General features: G+C 63.8%; 10 protein-coding genes and 2 pseudogenes. 8 read left to right on the top strand and 4 right to left on the bottom strand.

The window, feature by feature from the left end:
• Positions 1–11: 11 nt before the first annotated feature.
• The 3 genes and pseudogenes from ispD to GSQ83_RS19435 form a co-directional block, all read right to left on the bottom strand.
• Positions 12–704: pseudogene (gene ispD / locus GSQ83_RS19445) on the bottom strand (2-C-methyl-D-erythritol 4-phosphate cytidylyltransferase); the annotation flags it as partial.
• 38 nt (positions 705–742) lie between these two features.
• Entirely contained in the window at positions 743–1,126 is a 384-nt protein-coding gene (locus tag GSQ83_RS30035; RefSeq protein ID WP_216850357.1) for a hypothetical protein, read from the bottom strand.
• A gap of 112 nt (positions 1,127–1,238) precedes the next feature.
• Entirely contained in the window at positions 1,239–1,910 is a 672-nt protein-coding gene (locus tag GSQ83_RS19435) for an HAD-IA family hydrolase (protein WP_158804532.1), read from the bottom strand.
• Positions 1,911–2,432: 522 nt separating this feature from the next.
• On the opposite strand from GSQ83_RS19435, the gene GSQ83_RS19430 reads away from it, so the two are divergent.
• The 5 genes from GSQ83_RS19430 to GSQ83_RS19410 all read left to right on the top strand — a co-directional run bounded on the left by GSQ83_RS19430 (position 2,433) and on the right by GSQ83_RS19410 (position 6,480).
• Positions 2,433–3,086 carry a peroxiredoxin gene (locus tag GSQ83_RS19430; protein ID WP_158804531.1) on the top strand — a complete coding sequence of 218 codons (654 nt, stop codon included), beginning with the start codon at positions 2,433–2,435 and terminating at the stop codon, positions 3,084–3,086.
• Positions 3,087–3,254: 168 nt separating this feature from the next.
• The gene (gene pstB / locus GSQ83_RS19425; RefSeq protein ID WP_158804530.1) at positions 3,255–4,076 is read left to right on the top strand and encodes a phosphate ABC transporter ATP-binding protein PstB; all 822 of its coding nucleotides are present in this window, start codon (positions 3,255–3,257) and stop codon (positions 4,074–4,076) included.
• A 13-nt stretch (positions 4,077–4,089) separates the two neighbouring features.
• A complete protein-coding gene (phoU, locus tag GSQ83_RS19420; protein WP_158804529.1) occupies positions 4,090–4,809 on the top strand; it encodes a phosphate signaling complex protein PhoU in 720 nt (239 codons plus the stop codon).
• A 15-nt stretch (positions 4,810–4,824) separates the two neighbouring features.
• Positions 4,825–5,544 carry a phosphate regulon transcriptional regulator PhoB gene (gene phoB / locus GSQ83_RS19415; RefSeq protein ID WP_256367114.1) on the top strand — a complete coding sequence of 240 codons (720 nt, stop codon included), beginning with the start codon at positions 4,825–4,827 and terminating at the stop codon, positions 5,542–5,544.
• 111 nt (positions 5,545–5,655) lie between these two features.
• Entirely contained in the window at positions 5,656–6,480 is an 825-nt protein-coding gene (locus GSQ83_RS19410) for a hypothetical protein (RefSeq protein WP_158804528.1), read from the top strand.
• A 150-nt stretch (positions 6,481–6,630) separates the two neighbouring features.
• Here GSQ83_RS19410 and treY read toward each other — a convergent pair whose 3' ends face one another.
• On the bottom strand, positions 6,631–9,204 hold the full coding sequence (gene treY, locus GSQ83_RS19405) for a malto-oligosyltrehalose synthase (RefSeq protein ID WP_158804527.1): 2,574 nt from the start codon (positions 9,202–9,204) through the stop codon (positions 6,631–6,633).
• A gap of 476 nt (positions 9,205–9,680) precedes the next feature.
• On the opposite strand from treY, the gene GSQ83_RS19400 reads away from it, so the two are divergent.
• The 3 genes and pseudogenes from GSQ83_RS19400 to glgA form a co-directional block, all read left to right on the top strand.
• Positions 9,681–12,095, top strand: a complete 2,415-nt coding sequence (locus GSQ83_RS19400) for a glycogen/starch/alpha-glucan phosphorylase (RefSeq protein WP_158804853.1) — start codon at positions 9,681–9,683, stop codon at positions 12,093–12,095.
• Between the two features lie 77 nt (positions 12,096–12,172).
• Positions 12,173–14,350 (top strand): 1,4-alpha-glucan branching protein GlgB, encoded by a 2,178-nt coding sequence (gene glgB, locus GSQ83_RS19395; protein WP_254065825.1) that lies wholly within the window; start codon positions 12,173–12,175, stop codon positions 14,348–14,350.
• Positions 14,351–14,365: 15 nt separating this feature from the next.
• Positions 14,366–15,811: pseudogene (gene glgA, locus GSQ83_RS19390) on the top strand (glycogen synthase GlgA); the annotation flags it as partial.
• Between the last annotated feature and the right edge of the window lie 52 nt (positions 15,812–15,863).

Below are 15,863 nucleotides of genomic sequence, written 5' to 3'. Positions count from 1 at the left end.
TACAAGAGCTCGCGCAAATGCCGCTCGGCGCGGCGTAGATCGGCTTCCGTCGTGATCTTGAAATTGTCCTCGGTGCCTTCGACGACCCGAACCGGGATACCAGCCTCCTCGGCGACAGCTGCATCATCCGTAAAAGCCGGGAGATGGCCAGGCCGGGAAGCAGCCGCACGATGGGCGGCGAGGATCGTGGCGTAGTGGAATCCCTGCGGCGTCTGCGCTCGCCACAAAGGCGCACGCTCGATGGTCGCGGTGATAACGCCGCCCTCGCAACGCTTGATCGTGTCGAAGACAGGCATCGCCGCGATGGCGGCCGGGCCGGAGGTCAGCGCCTCGGTAACTGCCGCGATCGTCGCCGCCGTCACGAAGGGCCGCACGCCGTCATGGATCAGCACGCAATCCGGCGCCTCGGCTTCCAGCGCCTCAAGCCCGAGCCGCACCGAGGCGTCGCGGCTCGCCCCGCCATGAACTGGCGGCAACAACGGCAGGCCCGCAACAGCCGCGTCGTATAGCGGTCGGTCGTCCGGATGGATCACCACCATCACGCCGCTTACTGCCTGATGGTCGAGGAAGGCGACGGCGGTGCGCCGCAGGATCGCGGTCCCACCTAGCGTGCGATACTGCTTCGGAACCCCGCCGCCCATGCGCTGCCCGCGCCCGGCACAGACGATGAGGGCATGGACGCGGCGCGGGGAGGAACTGCTCATGCCGCGCTCCTGCTACAGAAAGCGGCGGCGCTCAAGCCTCAGCCGGTCCGACCCCAAACACGTCCACCCGCGCCATCGGAGCAATAGCAGCCGACGCCGATGGGCCGCGGCACCTCCATCGGGCAGACGACAGGGCTCGCGTAGCAGCTACGCGCGGTCGGTCCCGGACCGTAACTCGCAGGGGGCGGATAATAGACCGTGGGCGGCGGTGGCGGGGGCGCGTAATACACCGGCGGCGCTGCGTAGTAAGGCCGGGGCGCGTAATAGACTGGCGGTGGGACCGGCGGCCCATACCAATAGCCGCCACGCCACCAAGCTTCCGCCGGCTTCGGATGGGCGATCGCCAGGGCTCCAAGCGCGACAGCGTCGAGCACCATGACTCGGCCGGCGCGGAAAGAGGGAGATCGGAGAAAGCGCATCATTCTGACCTCACGGCGTCTCTGCATTTCGCCTAACTGGCGGTGGAGGATGTCGCTTTCCGGGCGCCAGCGTGACCAAGGCGAGGCAGAGCGTCGCGCTGCATTTGCTGCTGGATTAGCCTTCGATGGTCAGATGCAAAAGTCCATCGACCAACCGCACGCGCAGACGGCTGAGGTCAGGAACCCAAAGCTCCTTCTTCCGGTCCAGCGCTTCAGGCGACTGAAGGGACGCGACCGCGATGACCTGCGCTTTCGCGGCATGACCCGAGGCGAGGCCTGCATCCGCATCCTCGAACACGATACAATCGCTGGCGTCGAAGCCGAGCCCCCGCGCCCCCAATAAATACGGATCAGGCGCGGGCTTGCCGCGTTCCACCGATTCGGCCGTCACCATTACATCCGGCACCGGAAGCCCGCAGGCAGCGAGGCGCGTCCGGGCCAGCGACTCATCCGCCGAGGTCACGAGCGCCCAGCGATCGGCCGGCAGACTTGCGATGAGCGCCAGCGCACCCTCGATGGGCTTGAGGCCCTCAATGTCCAGCCGCTCGGCATCCTCAAGCTTACGGGCCTCGGCTTCGGGATCCCGCACGTGCTGGGCGAACATCATGATGGTTTCGATCGCCCGCCGTCCATGCGCGACAGGCAAGAGGCCAGCGACATCCAGACCTTGCTCGATCGCCCAGGCCGACCAGACACGCTCCACGACCGGTCCCGAATCGACCAACGTTCCGTCCATGTCGAAGAGCAAGCCACGAGCGGTGAGCGTTCGGCCGGGTTCCAGCTGCATTGTGGCCCTTGATACGGTTGGAATTGTCGCGACTGAAGGCCGCCGCCAAGCATTTACCGGCCGGAAAGCGGTCGCGCAAACGGCGCGGGCGTACCCGTCACCGTGGGGCCGATCGGCGTGACCATATGGAGCCAGCCCTTGCGCTGACATGTGCCGCTCGCAAAATCCGAGCCGGCATCTGCGGGCTGGCTGTCCCCTCCCTGCAAGGGAGGGGACAGGGGGTGAGTTCTTCCGCGCGCAAAGGGGTCGAAGTATCGCCGTACAACCATACCCACCCCCTCCCTTTGCAGGAAAGGAGTAAGCGCCGCAGCCCGTCCTACATCAGGTCTCGCGGAAGAAACTTCTCCGGTCCGCGATCAAAAGCCTTTCTTGGACATAAAATTCTCCCACAAAGATTTTAGATAGTAGAAAACTCCATAGATGCCGCGCGGAACGCTCACTCTTGCCACTGCCCGGCGAACGCTTGATCGCCCTCCCGCAAGGTGCGATCTGAGCGCGACCGAACGGCAAGGAGAAACCAGAATGACCATCCAGCTAGGGCAGACGGCCCCCGATTTCGAGCAGGACAGCAGCCGCGGCCGCATCCGCTTCCACGACTACCTGGGCTCGTCCTGGGGCGTCCTGTTTAGCCACCCGAAAGACTTCACCCCCGTCTGCACCACCGAATTGGCCGCCGTCGCGCGACTCGAGCTGGAATGGAAGAAGCGCGACGTGAAGGTCATCGGGCTTTCGGTCGATAGCACCGAGAACCACGCCAGCTGGGCCGAGGACATCCGCGAGACCCAGGGTCAGTCCCTCAACTTCCCAGTGCTCGCGGATAAGGACCGGACGGTCTCCAGCCTCTACGGCATGGTCCATCCCGAGGCCGATCCAAGCGTCACCGTCCGCAGCGTTTTCGTGATTGATCCGAACAAGAAGGTCCGCCTCACGCTGACCTATCCGCCCAGCGCCGGCCGCAACTTCGCTGAGATCCTCCGGGTGATCGACAGCCTGCAACTCACGGATAAGAATAAGGTTTCGACACCGTCGGACTGGCAGCCGGGCCAGCCGGTCATCATCTCGCCCGCTTTGTCAAACGAAGACGCCAAGGTGCGATTCCCACAAGGCTGGAAGGAACTGCGGCCCTATCTCCGCGTGGTCGAACTGCGGGACGAGACGGCCCAGGCCGCCGAGTGACTTCACCCGATACTCTCCGCCTCTGATCTCGGGGCGGAGAGCGCTTGCTCTCGACACCCCGTCATCAAACCTTCACGCTACGCCCATGGCCGGACCGCATGCACTCCTCTATGCGGGCAACAATCCGGCGAGAGCTGGTGAGGCTGATGTGGGCATTGGGGCGAGTGGATGGAGATGGCAGTGTCTGAGCGGCTGAGGCCAGGCCCGATACCGGCGGCCGCTGCAAAGGCTGACGCCCAGAGCCGCATTTCGATCCGCGGCCTTAATTTTTATTACGGGTCCAACCAGGCCCTTAAACAGATCAATCTCGAGATCCCCGACCGTCAGGTCGTCGCCATGATCGGGCCCTCGGGCTGCGGCAAGTCGACCCTGCTGCGCGTCATAAACCGCATGTATGACCTCTATCCAGGCCAGCGCGCCGAGGGCGAGGTGATGCTCGACGAGGTCAATATCGTGGCGCCCGATATCGACCTCAACCAGCTGCGCGGCCGCATCGGCATGGTCTTCCAGAAGCCGACGCCCTTCCAGATGTCGATCTACGACAACGTCGCTTTCGGCGTCCGCCTGCACGAGAAGCTGTCACGCGCCGCGCTGGATGAGCGGGTGCAGTGGTCGCTCACCCGTGCGGCCTTGTGGGACGAGGTAAAGGATCGCCTGCGGACCACGGCGAGCGGCCTCTCCGGCGGCCAGCAGCAGCGCCTCTGCATCGCGCGCAGTATTGCCGTCCGCCCCGAGGTTATTCTTCTCGACGAGCCGACCAGCGCGCTCGATCCCATCAGCACACTAAAGATCGAGGAGCTGATCGACGAGCTTAAGCGCGACTTCACCATCGTCATCGTAACACACAATATGCAGCAGGCGGCGCGCTGCGCTGATCGCGTGGCGTTTTTCTACCTGGGGGAACTCATTGAAGTCGGCGCCGCCGAGCGCATCTTCACCAATCCGGTGAAGCGCCAGACCCAGGAGTACATCACGGGCCGCTTCGGTTGATCGGAACAGAATCATGGCCGGCCCGCAGGTGGAGCACATCGTGAAAAGTTACGACCAGGAGTTGAGCAGGCTGCGCGGTCTTATCACGCAGATGGGCGGGCTGGTTGAATCCCAGGCCGCCAATGCTACCCGCGCGGTGATCGAGCATGACGTGCAGGCGGCGACCTTCGCGGTGCAGGACGATCCGCAGGTCGATGCGCTGGAGCGGGAGATCGAGCAATTCGCGATCCGCTTGCTCGCGCTGCGCCAGCCTGTCGCCGCCGACCTCCGCCTTGTTGTCGCGACGCTCAAGATCAGCGGCGATCTCGAACGCATCGGAGATTACGCGGCAAATGTCGCCAAGCGTAGCCTCGTGCTCAACGACATGGCGCAGCCTTACACGCTGAGCGGCCTCGGCCATATGGCGAGGCTGGTGCAGGAGATTCTCAAGAACACGGTCGATGCGGTGGGCGATAATGACGCGTCCCGCGCGCAGGACGTCTGGCACGCCGATCGCGAGATCGATGACGTCTACACCGGCATCTTCCGCGAGCAGATCACCTATATGATGGAAGATCCGCGCAATATCACGCCCTGCACGCATCTACTTTTCATTGCGAAGAATCTAGAGCGCATGGGCGACCATGCAACGAATATTGCCGAGACGCTGCATTATGCCATCACTGGCGAAGCAATCGGAGACGAACGGCCGCGCGGCGAAAGCTCGGTCGCCCTCAACCGCCGCACGGATTGAACGGAGACACCCAGCGTGATCCCGGAAAGCCTCGTCGCTTCCAGCAAGCCGCTCGTCCTCATTGTCGAGGACGAGGCCGCGCTCATGACCATGCTGCGCTACAACCTCGAAAAGCAGGGCTTCCGCGTCGAGGAAGCCGGCGATGGCGAGGAGGCGCTGACCCGCATCTCCGAACTCAAGCCTGACCTGGTGTTGCTTGACTGGATGCTGCCGCATCTGTCCGGCATCGAGGTCTGCCGTCAGATCCGCAGGCGTCCGGCGATGCGCGAATTGCCGGTGATCATGATCTCTGCCCGTGGCGAGGATCAGGACACTGTGCGCGGGCTCAATACCGGCGCCGACGACTACGTGACGAAACCTTTCAGCACTGAGGCACTCGTGGCCAGGATGCGTGCCCTCATGCGCCGCTCCAACACGGTGCCGGCCAAAGGCGAGCTGCGCTTCCACGACATTGTGCTGGACCTCGCGGCCCATCGCATCAGCCGCAACGGCCGCGCGCTGCATCTCGGCCCGACCGAATACCGGCTGATGGAGTTCCTGATGCAGCGGCCCCGCCGCGTCTTCTCGCGCGAGGAACTGCTGGACGCCATCTGGGGCCCCTCGATCCATGTCGAGCCGCGCACCGTCGACGTCCATATCCGGCGCCTGCGCAAGGCGATCAATGGCGAGGGCGAGCTGGACGTTGTCCGCACCGTGCGCGCCGCGGGCTACGCGCTGGATACGGAGGCGGCGTAGCCTCTGTCGGCGCTCATGCTAGTACGTGCCGACGCCGATAGAAGCGGCAATCGTAATGTCATTTTAATGTAACTGTGATCCTATCGCTCCGATCTGAAGGGGAGCGGCGAGGTGGCACAGACGATCAATCAGACGCAGAGCATTGGACGGATCGCTGCGATACCGTCGAAGGCTGCTGCTGTGGGCCACGCTGCTAACAGCTTCCAGAACCATCTGCTGACCGCGAATACCAAGCAAGCTTCCGTCGCGGGTCTGGCCGCGGGTCATAGTTCGGCAACGCCATCTCCGCCGCGTCGGGCTGCCGCCTCCTCGCCAAAACCGAATTCGACGAGCCTGCCCAACGCGGGGGGAGTTCCAGGCATTGGCGTAAACGGCATCGGCGGCATGATGCCTGGCATGGGCATGGGCGGACTGCCCGGCACGGGCATGGGCGTGAACGGTATCGGCGGCGTGGGCATGATGCCTGGCATGGGCGGACTGCCCGGCATGGGCATGGGCATGAACGGGATCGGCGGCATGGGCATGATGCCTGGCATGGGCGGACTGCCCGGCATGGGCATGGGCATGAACGGGATCGGCGGCATGGGCATGAACGGGATGGGTATGGGCATGATGCCAGGGATGGGCTTCAACCCCCAGGCAATGATCCTTGGGCCGTTGTTCCAGAGGGCCGGGCAACTTGATGTTCTTCTTGCAGCGGGCAAAATCAGCCCGAGAGAGTTCGGTCGGAGAGCTTTGCAACTATTCTTCCAGATGAGAGCGGCAACTTTTCAGATAAAACACCCCTGGGTGTCTTTCGCTGCATTTGCGAGACTTGCGCTATTCGGCAGCAATATGGGGAAGAAGGGTGCCGACCCCGACGCCGAAGAACCGGCCGCTCCTGGCGTCGCCGCCAACCGGAGCAAGCCTCGCGCCTCTCCAGCCATACGCGACTAGTCGCGGCCGACTCTCCGCGGAAGAGTCGCTCGCGATCGCCGCATGCTGAGCTGGCTCTACCAAACCAGGATCACCGCCCCGCGCCGTGCACGACCACTCTTGTGTCCACGACGCTCGGCACGGGAGCATAAGCGGCCTTCGCCTCGGCCTTCACCCAACCCGCGTCGCAACAATAAACGGCCAGCTTGCGTCACGCTTCCTCCCATCCGCTGCGGCAACTTCGACACCCGTCAACACGTCCCTCCAACCCGTCTCAACCTCCGGCGGAAGCGACAACCCGCCATCGCCACTCCACCGCGTCGGCACCACAACGAGAAGGTGCCGATCTCCGTGACTACGCGTGAAACCGAGCCACCCCGCGCCGCCGGCTAGCGCCACCGCCCGGTAATCGCCGTGTTGAAACAACGCCAATTCGCTCGCACGCAACGCTAAAAGCCGATGCGTCACTGTCAGCTTCGCGAAGCCATCATTGCGGCTGGCGAGACTGAGGGGGGACGCTTCCGCCAGAACGGCGGCACGTGCCGCATAATCCACCGGACGGCGATTGTCGGGATCGACCAGGCTGCGATCCCAGAACTCCGTGCCCTGATAAATGTCAGGCGTGCCCGGCAGCGTCAGTTGGAGAATCGTCTGGGCAATCGCATGGACCCGCGCCGTTGGCTCAACCGCCACGACCGCGCGATCAAGCTGTGCGCGGAAAGCCTCACTCGTCTTGCCCTGCACCAGAGCCTTGGCGAAACCTTGCACGGCGGCCTCGTATTCCTCGTTGGGATTCTCCCAAAAGCTCCGCCGCTTCGCCTCCCGCATCGCCTTGGTGAGGTATTCGGAGAGCCGCTCGACCGAGATCGGCCATGCCCCGAGCAGCGTCTGATAGATCAGCCACTCATCGATCGGATCGGGCGCCGCCTCACCCGCCACCGTCTTGAACAGCGGAGCGTTGATCTCGTGCCAGCTCTCAAAGGCCTCGATCCATTCTTGCGGCCAAAGTGAGAGCGCATTGATCCGCGCCCTGGTCTCCGGCCCGCGCTTGGTGTCATGGGTCGCGAGAGGAATGAGATCCTGCCGTCCCTCCGCTGCGCGGGCGGTGAAGATCGCGTGGAACTCCTCAGCACTGCGCCAGGGCTGGGCAAGATCGCCGCCCACCTCATTGACTGAACTCAACGCGACGCTGCGGTAGAACTCGGTATCCTCCAGTCCTTTCGCCATGGCTGGGCCGCTGAGCTGCTGGAAGCGGCGAACGAACTCCTCCGCGATCGTGTCGGTCGTTTTGGCCACCCGCGCCACCAGGAACCGGGCCGCCTGCGCCACCCAGGGGTTGTCATGCTCAGTGACGAGACCGAGCGCCGCTTCCCAAGGCGCATGATCCGCCGGATCCGACCCCGTATCCGGCCCATAGCTGCGATACACCGGAAACCGGATGAGCAGCGCCACGATCCCGTCCCGCAACGTCGAGGGCCCGAAGTCGGCGGCCCGCGGATCGTCCTTCGCCAGCCGCAAGGCGAGTTCGCCGAGCTTATTGACCTCCGCGACAAAGCTCGTGCGGAGCACGAAGGCCTTAGCCGCCGCTAGCCGGGCTTCCGGTTCGGCCGCCAGAGCACCGCGGCTCACCAGATAGCCATCCAACGCACGCCATCCGTCGGGATCGACGAACAAGCCGTTAATGTCGTTCAGCCGCTCGTAGCCGGTGGTGCCGGTGATCGGCCAATTCCGCAGCGGCTCCTCGCGGCCGAGAATTTTCTCGATGAGCAAAATCGTATCCGGCTTCACCGCGCGGCGGAGCTGCCCGCAATACGCCGTCGGATCCGCCAGCCCGTCGATATGATCGATCCGCAGCCCATCGACCTCGCCGGCCCGCACCATTGCAAGTGGCCGCGCGTGGATACGCTCGAAAACCGCATGGTCTTCCACGCGGACACCGATCAGGCCGGTGATATTGAAGAACCGCCGATAGGTCAGACGGTCGCTCTCTGCCCGCCAATGCGTCAGCAGCCAATGCTGCCGGTGCAGCAGATGCCCAATATCTTCCCGCGCCACCGCATCCTCGACATGCCGGCGCGCCTCCACACCAAGGCCGCGCAGACCGCGCCGCGCACGCAGGATTTCGTCCGGCAAGGTTTGCGACGGTCCCTCAAGCGCCTGCCAGGCATTGGCCAGGCCATCCAGTGACGGCCCGGCTTTCTCGGACGCCATTTGCAAGATGGCACTGACGCTCTCGGCCCGCAGCGGCCAGAAATTGTCGAAGTAGGTGACAAGAATGCGCGCCGACTCCCAATCGACCCGCAGCGCAATTTCGCCGGCTCCCATCGCGTCGTTCAGGGTCTTGCCAAGCGTCGGCAAGACGATCGGCCCCTTCGCCCAGTCGATGTCGAAGACGCTGGCGGCAGGCGCCGCTCGCCCAAGTTCCAGCACCTCCATCCACAGCGGATTGAGGCTATCGACCGCCAGATGGTTCGGCACGATGTCGATGATGAGCCCGAGCCCTGCCGCGCGGCAGGCCGAAACGAGCGCTGAAAAGCCATCCTCCCCGCCAAGCTCCGGATTGATGCGGCTTGGATCGATGCCGTCATAGCCATGGGTCGAGCCGGGCCGCGCCATCAGGATGGGCGAGGCATAGACGTGGCTGATGCCGAGCCGGCTGAGATAGGGAACCTGCGACACAGCATCGAAGAAGGTAAACCCCTTGTGGAACTGGAGCCGGTAGGTCGCACGAAGAGGAACCGCCATGGCGTCGTCCTTGCATAACCGAGGAGAGAGTGACGGGTCCGCCCTACGCCAATCAATGGCGTTTGAGCGACCCCAGGGCTGGAGACGCGAGAATGGCAGAGTTGGGGACGCCCGAGAGGACGTCCAGCGCCACCCGTGGCGAGGCCATTGCATCGACGTCGCCGGTCACGGACAGTTGAGCCGACACCACGAGGTCATAGGCCCCGGCCAAGCGGCAACCGTCTAGCCGGCGGCGCCTGGCCAGCGGTTTGGCCCTTTTCTTCGTGCGCCATCCTGCGCAAGCTGTGCGGCGGGAGGGCCGGTTCTTCGCCCGTCGTCTGCGTCCGACGTGCCGAAACGACGTGCCGCCCGGCGATTGGCCGGTCCATCACCACAAGGAGCTACTCGTGACGCTAGCGGATCGGATCGAGAACGAGGCAACCACTGAAGAAGCGGCGCCCCCGCCGTCATCTGTCGCGCAGGAGCCCGTAGCGGCGATGCGCGAGAGCATTCTGCAAAAGCTTTACTACATGGTCGGCAAGACCCGCGCCTCGGCGAATGACCGCGATTGGTACGTATCGACCGCGCTCGCGGTGCGCGACAAGGTGGTCGAGCGCTGGCATGCAAGCACCAAGAGCGCCTATTCGAGCGGCAGCAAGCGGGTCTACTACCTCTCGCTCGAGTTCCTGATCGGTCGTCAGCTCCGCGACAGCCTCTCCAACCTCGGCATCGAGAATGACGCCTTGCAGGCCCTCGAAAGCCTTGGGGTGAGTTTCGACGCGATCCGCCAGATGGAACCGGATGCGGCGCTTGGCAATGGCGGTCTCGGGCGGCTCGCGGCCTGCTACCTGGAGAGCATGTCGAGCCTGGCGATCCCGGCTTTCGGCTATGGCATCCGCTACGATCACGGGCTGTTCCGTCAGCTCATCAAGGGCGGCTACCAGCTCGAATTCCCCGAGGATTGGCTTGAGCTGGGCAATCCCTGGCAGTTCGAACGCGCCGAAATCTCCTACGACATCGGCTTCGGCGGCTCGGTTGAGGCCGTGTCCCAGCTCGACTCCGAGGTCCAGCACGTCTGGCATCCGGCGGAGCGCGTATCGGCCGTCGCCTATGACATTCCGATCGTCGGCTGGCGCGGGCGGCATGTGAATACGCTGCGGCTGTGGTCTGCCCGCGCGGTTGACCCGATCCGCCTCGACGCCTTCAACCTCGGTGACCATGTCGGCGCCATCAGCGAACGCGCACGGGTCGAGGCGATCTCGCGCGTTTTGTATCCCAGCGACGAGACGCCAGCCGGTCAGGAGTTGCGGCTGCGGCAGGAGTATTTCTTCGCCGCCGCGTCCTTGCAGGATCTCATCCGGCGGCATCTGCAAACCTTCGGCACGATCCGGACCTTGCCGGACAAGGCCGCCATCCAGCTCAACGACACGCATCCTTCGATCGCCATCGTCGAGCTCATGCGCATCCTGGTCGATGTCCATCATATTGAGTGGGCCGAAGCCTGGGGCATCGTGCAGAAAACCTTCTGCTACACGAACCACACTTTGCTGCCCGAGGCACTGGAAAGCTGGCCGGTCTCGCTGATGGAGCGGCTGCTGCCGCGCCATATGCAAATTCTCTACATGATCAACGTGACGTTCCTGGATGATGTGAATAAAGCGCATCCGGAGGATGATCGGCTTCTCTCGACCCTCTCTCTGGTCGATGAGCAACACGGCCGGAGGGTCCGCATGGGGCATTTGTCCTTCCTCGGTTCGCACAAGATCAACGGGGTTTCCGCGCTCCACACCGATCTGATGCGGCAAACCGTGTTCCGCGATTTCCACGCCATGTATCCGGACCGGATCAACAACAAGACCAATGGCATCACCTTCCGCCGTTGGCTGTACGAGGCCAACCCACGCCTCACCGCTTTGCTGCGCGAGACAATCGGCGATGGCTTCCTCGACAACGAAGGCGCTTTCGAACAACTGAAGCCTTTCGCCGACGACGCCGGCTTCCAGGAGAGTTTCGCCAAGGTGAAGCTGGCGAATAAGGAAGCGCTGGCGACTTTGGTTTCCGACCAAATGCAGATTCGCCTCAATCCCGGGGCGATGTTCGATGTGCAGATCAAGCGCATCCACGAATACAAGCGCCAGTTGCTGAACATCCTGGAAACCATCGCGCTTTATAACGCGATCCGCGCGCAGCCCTTCCGGGACTGGACGCCGCGGGTGAAGATCTTCGCTGGCAAGGCCGCGCCGAGCTACCATCGCGCGAAGCTCATCATCAAGCTCATCCACGACGTGGCCAGGGTGATCAATAGCGACCCTGTGGTACGCGACGCCCTTAAGGTCGTCTTCCTTCCCAACTACAATGTGAGCCTTGCGGAGATTATCATCCCGGCGGCGGATCTGTCGGAGCAGATTTCCACGGCGGGAATGGAGGCGTCCGGCACCGGCAATATGAAACTCGGGTTGAACGGCGCGCTGACGATCGGCACGCTCGACGGCGCGAATGTTGAAATGCTCGAACGCGTCGGCCCCGACAATATCTTCATCTTCGGCATGGAAGCGCATGAGGTCGAGGCACGGCGCCGTGACGGCATCGACTTCTCATCGCTCATCGAGCAATCCGAGGTGTTCTCGGAAGTCGTCTCTGCGGTCGAACACGGCAACTTCTCCCCGGACGAGCCGGACCGCTATCGCGGCCTCATGGATATCGTCCGCCATCACGACTACTTCCTCGTCGCCGCCGATTTCGAGTCATACTACGCGCGGCAGCGCGATGTCGGAGCACGCTGGCGTCAAACGGCGCAATGGCGGCGCTCGGCGATCCTCAACACCGCCGGCATGGGCTGGTTTTCCTCCGACCGTTCGATCCGCGAATACGCGTCGGAGCTGTGGAACGTGCCCACCTGGTCCGCGCCGTGAGCCGCCGCCCGGCCATCGGTGAGCGCGAGCGTGGTCTTCGCCGCGTCACCGATTGGCGGGTGCCGGAGCCAGACCTCATGGCGATCCTCGGCGCCCGTCATGGCGATCCTTTCGCGATCCTGGGTGTCCATGACACCGATGCGGGGATCGCGGTGCGTGCTTTCGTACCGCATGCCGAAACCCTGGAGGTGATCGGCCTCGACGGCACGTTGATCGGATCGCTCGGCTCGCGCCACTCGCACGGCTTCTTCGAGGGTCTGGTTCCCAACCTGGAGAGCGACACGCAGTACAAGCTGCGTGCCCGCAATGCCGGTGGCGTTTGGGAGATCCACGATCCCTACGCTTTCGGTCCGGTGCTCGGCTCGCTCGACGACTATCTTCTCGCGGAAGGCACGCATCAGCGCATCTATGAGCGGCTGGGTGCGCATCTCATCGAGCATGAGGGCGTTCCGGGCGTTCATTTCGCGGTCTGGGCGCCGAATGCGCGCCGCGTCGCGGTGGTCGGTGACTTCAACGGTTGGGATGGCCGGCGTCACCAGATGCGCAAACGCCTCGGCGTAGGCGTCTGGGAGATTTTCGCACCTGAACTGGGTGAGGGTGTCGCCTATAAATACGAGATCGTTGGCGCGGGCGGCGAGTTGTTGCCGCTGAAGGCCGATCCGGTCGGCTTCTCCGCCGAAATGCGGCCTTCGACCGCCTCGATGACGGCGCGCATCGACAATTTCTCCTGGCACGACGAGGCGCATCTCGCCAGCCGCGCGCAAGGCGATCCGCGCCGCAAGCCAATCTCGATCTACGAGGTTCACCTAGGCTCGTGGCAGCGCGGCGAGGGCAATCGCTTCCTGACCTATGACGAACTCGGCGACAAACTGATCCCCTATGCCCATCACATGGGCTTCACCCATCTCGAACTCATGCCGATCAGCGAGCATCCCCTCGACATTTCCTGGGGGTATCAGCCGGTTGGACTTTTCGCGCCCACCCGTCGTTTCGGTGATCCCGCGGCCTTCGCGCGTTTCGTCGATCGTGCGCATCAGGCGGGGATTTCCGTGCTGCTGGATTGGGTGCCGGCGCATTTCCCGGTCGATGCGCACGGCCTCTCAAACTTTGACGGCACAGCGCTTTATGATCACGCCGATCCGCGCAAGGGGTTCCATCCCGATTGGAACACCGCGATCTTTAATTTCGGTCGGCGCGAGGTGAGTGCGACACTCGTCTCAAACGCGGTCTATTGGCTCGATGTCTACCACGTCGATGGCCTGCGCGTGGATGCCGTCGCCTCGATGCTGTATCTCGATTACTCGCGGCAGCCGGGCGAGTGGATCCCCAATGACGACGGCTCCAACGAGAACCGTGAGTCCGTTGCATTCCTGCGCCGTGTCAACGAACTGACTTATTCGCTGCAGCCCGGCACCACGATGATCGCGGAGGAATCGACCGCCTGGCCGGGCGTGTCAGCGCCGACCTATCTCGGCGGGCTGGGGTTTGGCTTCAAGTGGAACATGGGCTGGATGCACGACACCCTCGATTACATGTCGAAGGAGCCGGTGCATCGGCAGTGGCACCACCACCTGATGACTTTCGGCATGGTCTATGCCTTCACCGAGAATTTCGTCTTGCCGCTGTCACATGACGAAGTGGTGCATGGGAAACACTCGATCATCGGCAAGATGCCGGGAGACGAATGGCAGCGTTTCGCAAATCTGCGCGCGTATTACGGCTTCATGTGGGGTATGCCCGGCAAGAAGTTGCTGTTCATGGGGCAGGAATTCGCCCAGTCGGAGGAATGGAATGCCGAGCGGAGCCTCGACTGGCATCTCACCCAGTATCCGCTCCATTCCGGCGTGCAATCGCTCGTCCGCCAACTCAATCATGCCTATCGGCACACGCCAGCTTTGCATGAGCGGGATTGCGAGCCCGAGGGTTTCCAATGGGTCGTGGGCGATGACGCCGCGCAGTCCGTTTATGCCTGGCTGCGGTTCGGCGGCGAGGGGTCACGGCGTCCCGTGCTGGTGATTAGCAACATGACGCCGGTCCCGCGCGAGGGCTACCGCATCGGCCTGCCGCATGGCGGCCGCTGGGACGAGATCCTCAATACCGACGCCGCCGAATTTGGCGGCAGCGGTATCGGCAATATGGGCAGAATCTGGGCGGAAGACGTGCCGAGCCATGGTCATCCCCACTCCGCTGCGATTACCATCCCTCCGTTGGCGACGATCTACCTGGAATACATTCCGGTCTCCTTCGGTTCCTAACGGAAAGGCCCTCGGTTGAAACCCGTCGCGGTTCTCTCGGTCGTTTCCGAACTCTTCCCGCTCATCAAGACGGGTGGACTGGCGGATGTCGCGGGTTCGCTGCCGGCCTTCTTGCGGCCAGAGGGGATCGCCACCACCACGCTGCTGCCCGGCTATCCCGCCGTGCTCGCGAAGATCAGCAACGCGGTCGCGATCCACGAGTTTCAGAACCTCTTCGGCGCCCCCGCCACGCTGTTGCGGGCCACCGCAGCGGGGCTCGACCTGATCGTCATCGATGCGCCGCATCTCTATGCCCGCGTCGGCAACCCGTACGTCGGGCCAGACGGCGAGAACTGGTCGGACAATCCGATCCGTTTCGCGGCCTTGAGCGCGGTCGGCGCCGCGATCGGGCTGGGAGAGGTCGCCGGATACCGGCCCGATGTCGTGCACGCCCATGATTGGCAAGCCGGGCTAACTCCAGCCTATCTCCACTATCGCGGCGGCAACGACCGGCCCGCCACCATCATGACGATCCACAACCTCGCCTTCCAGGGCCAATACGGCCCCGAACTGCTCGAACAGCTTGGTCTGCCGCCCGAGGCGATGGGCGTCGATGGCGTGGAATATTACGGCGGAATCGGCTTCCTCAAAGCCGGCATCCAGCTCGCCGACCGCATCACGACCGTCTCGCCGCGCTACGCCGAGGAGATCTGCACGCTCGAAGGCGGCATGGGCCTCGGCGGGCTGTTGCGGGACCGCATCGTCGATCTGCAAGGCATCCTCAACGGCATCGACGAAAGCGTTTGGGATCCGTCGGCCGATGACCTGATCTCCGCCAAGTTCGATCGCGCTCATATCAAGCCACGGCGCGTCAATAAGCTGACCTTGCAGCGCCGCGTCGGTTTGCATGAGGATACGGATGTCCTGGTCCTCGGCCTGGTCAGCCGCCTCACCTGGCAGAAGGGCATCGACCTGCTGCTGGATGCCTTGCCGCTGATCCTCGGCACCGGAGCGCAAGTCGCCATCATCGGCCAGGGCGACCGCGGCATGGAGCGCGCGGTGCGTGACGCGGTGACGGCTTATCCTGGTCGCGTCGGCTGCGTCATTGGATATGACGAGGAACTCGGCCATCTCATCCAGGCCGGCGCCGACGCGCTGTTGCTGCCATCGCGCTTCGAGCCCTGCGGGCTCACTCAGCTATATGCTTTGCGCTACGGCTGCGTGCCGGTGGTGGCGCGCGTCGGCGGCCTGTCGGATACGGTCATCGACGCCAACGAAATGGCGCGCGCGGAAGGCATCGGCACCGGCATCCAATTCGCGCCACCCTCCGTCGAGATGCTGGAATCCGCCGTGCTGCGCGTCGCCGCCCTCTGGCGCAAACCGGCGCTCTGGCGCCGTATCCAGAGGAACGGTATGCGGACCGATGTCTCATGGCGCCGCTCCGCCCGGCTCTATGCCGAACTCTACCGCGAACTCGCCACTGGAGAGATCGCGCCGGAGCATGACGAGCTTCCCCCGGAGACCAGTGATTATC

This window comes from Acidisoma sp. L85 (assembly GCF_009765865.1).
Classification (GTDB): Bacteria; Pseudomonadota; Alphaproteobacteria; order Acetobacterales; family Acetobacteraceae; genus Acidisoma.
The sequence above is the reverse complement of the archived record's forward strand: the minus strand, read 5'-3'. Positions and strand labels throughout refer to the sequence as shown.

Coding starts and splice junctions, on each gene's coding strand:
- phoU (WP_158804529.1), top strand. CDS start 4,090: ATGGCCGGCCCGCAGGTGGAGCACATCGTGAAAAGTTACGACCAGGAG.
- glgB (WP_254065825.1), top strand. CDS start 12,173: ATGGCGATCCTCGGCGCCCGTCATGGCGATCCTTTCGCGATCCTGGGT.
- pstB (WP_158804530.1), top strand. CDS start 3,255: ATGGAGATGGCAGTGTCTGAGCGGCTGAGGCCAGGCCCGATACCGGCG.
- GSQ83_RS30035 (WP_216850357.1), bottom strand. CDS start 1,126: ATGATGCGCTTTCTCCGATCTCCCTCTTTCCGCGCCGGCCGAGTCATG.
- treY (WP_158804527.1), bottom strand. CDS start 9,204: ATGGCGGTTCCTCTTCGTGCGACCTACCGGCTCCAGTTCCACAAGGGG.
- GSQ83_RS19435 (WP_158804532.1), bottom strand. CDS start 1,910: ATGCAGCTGGAACCCGGCCGAACGCTCACCGCTCGTGGCTTGCTCTTC.
- GSQ83_RS19430 (WP_158804531.1), top strand. CDS start 2,433: ATGACCATCCAGCTAGGGCAGACGGCCCCCGATTTCGAGCAGGACAGC.
- GSQ83_RS19400 (WP_158804853.1), top strand. CDS start 9,681: ATGCGCGAGAGCATTCTGCAAAAGCTTTACTACATGGTCGGCAAGACC.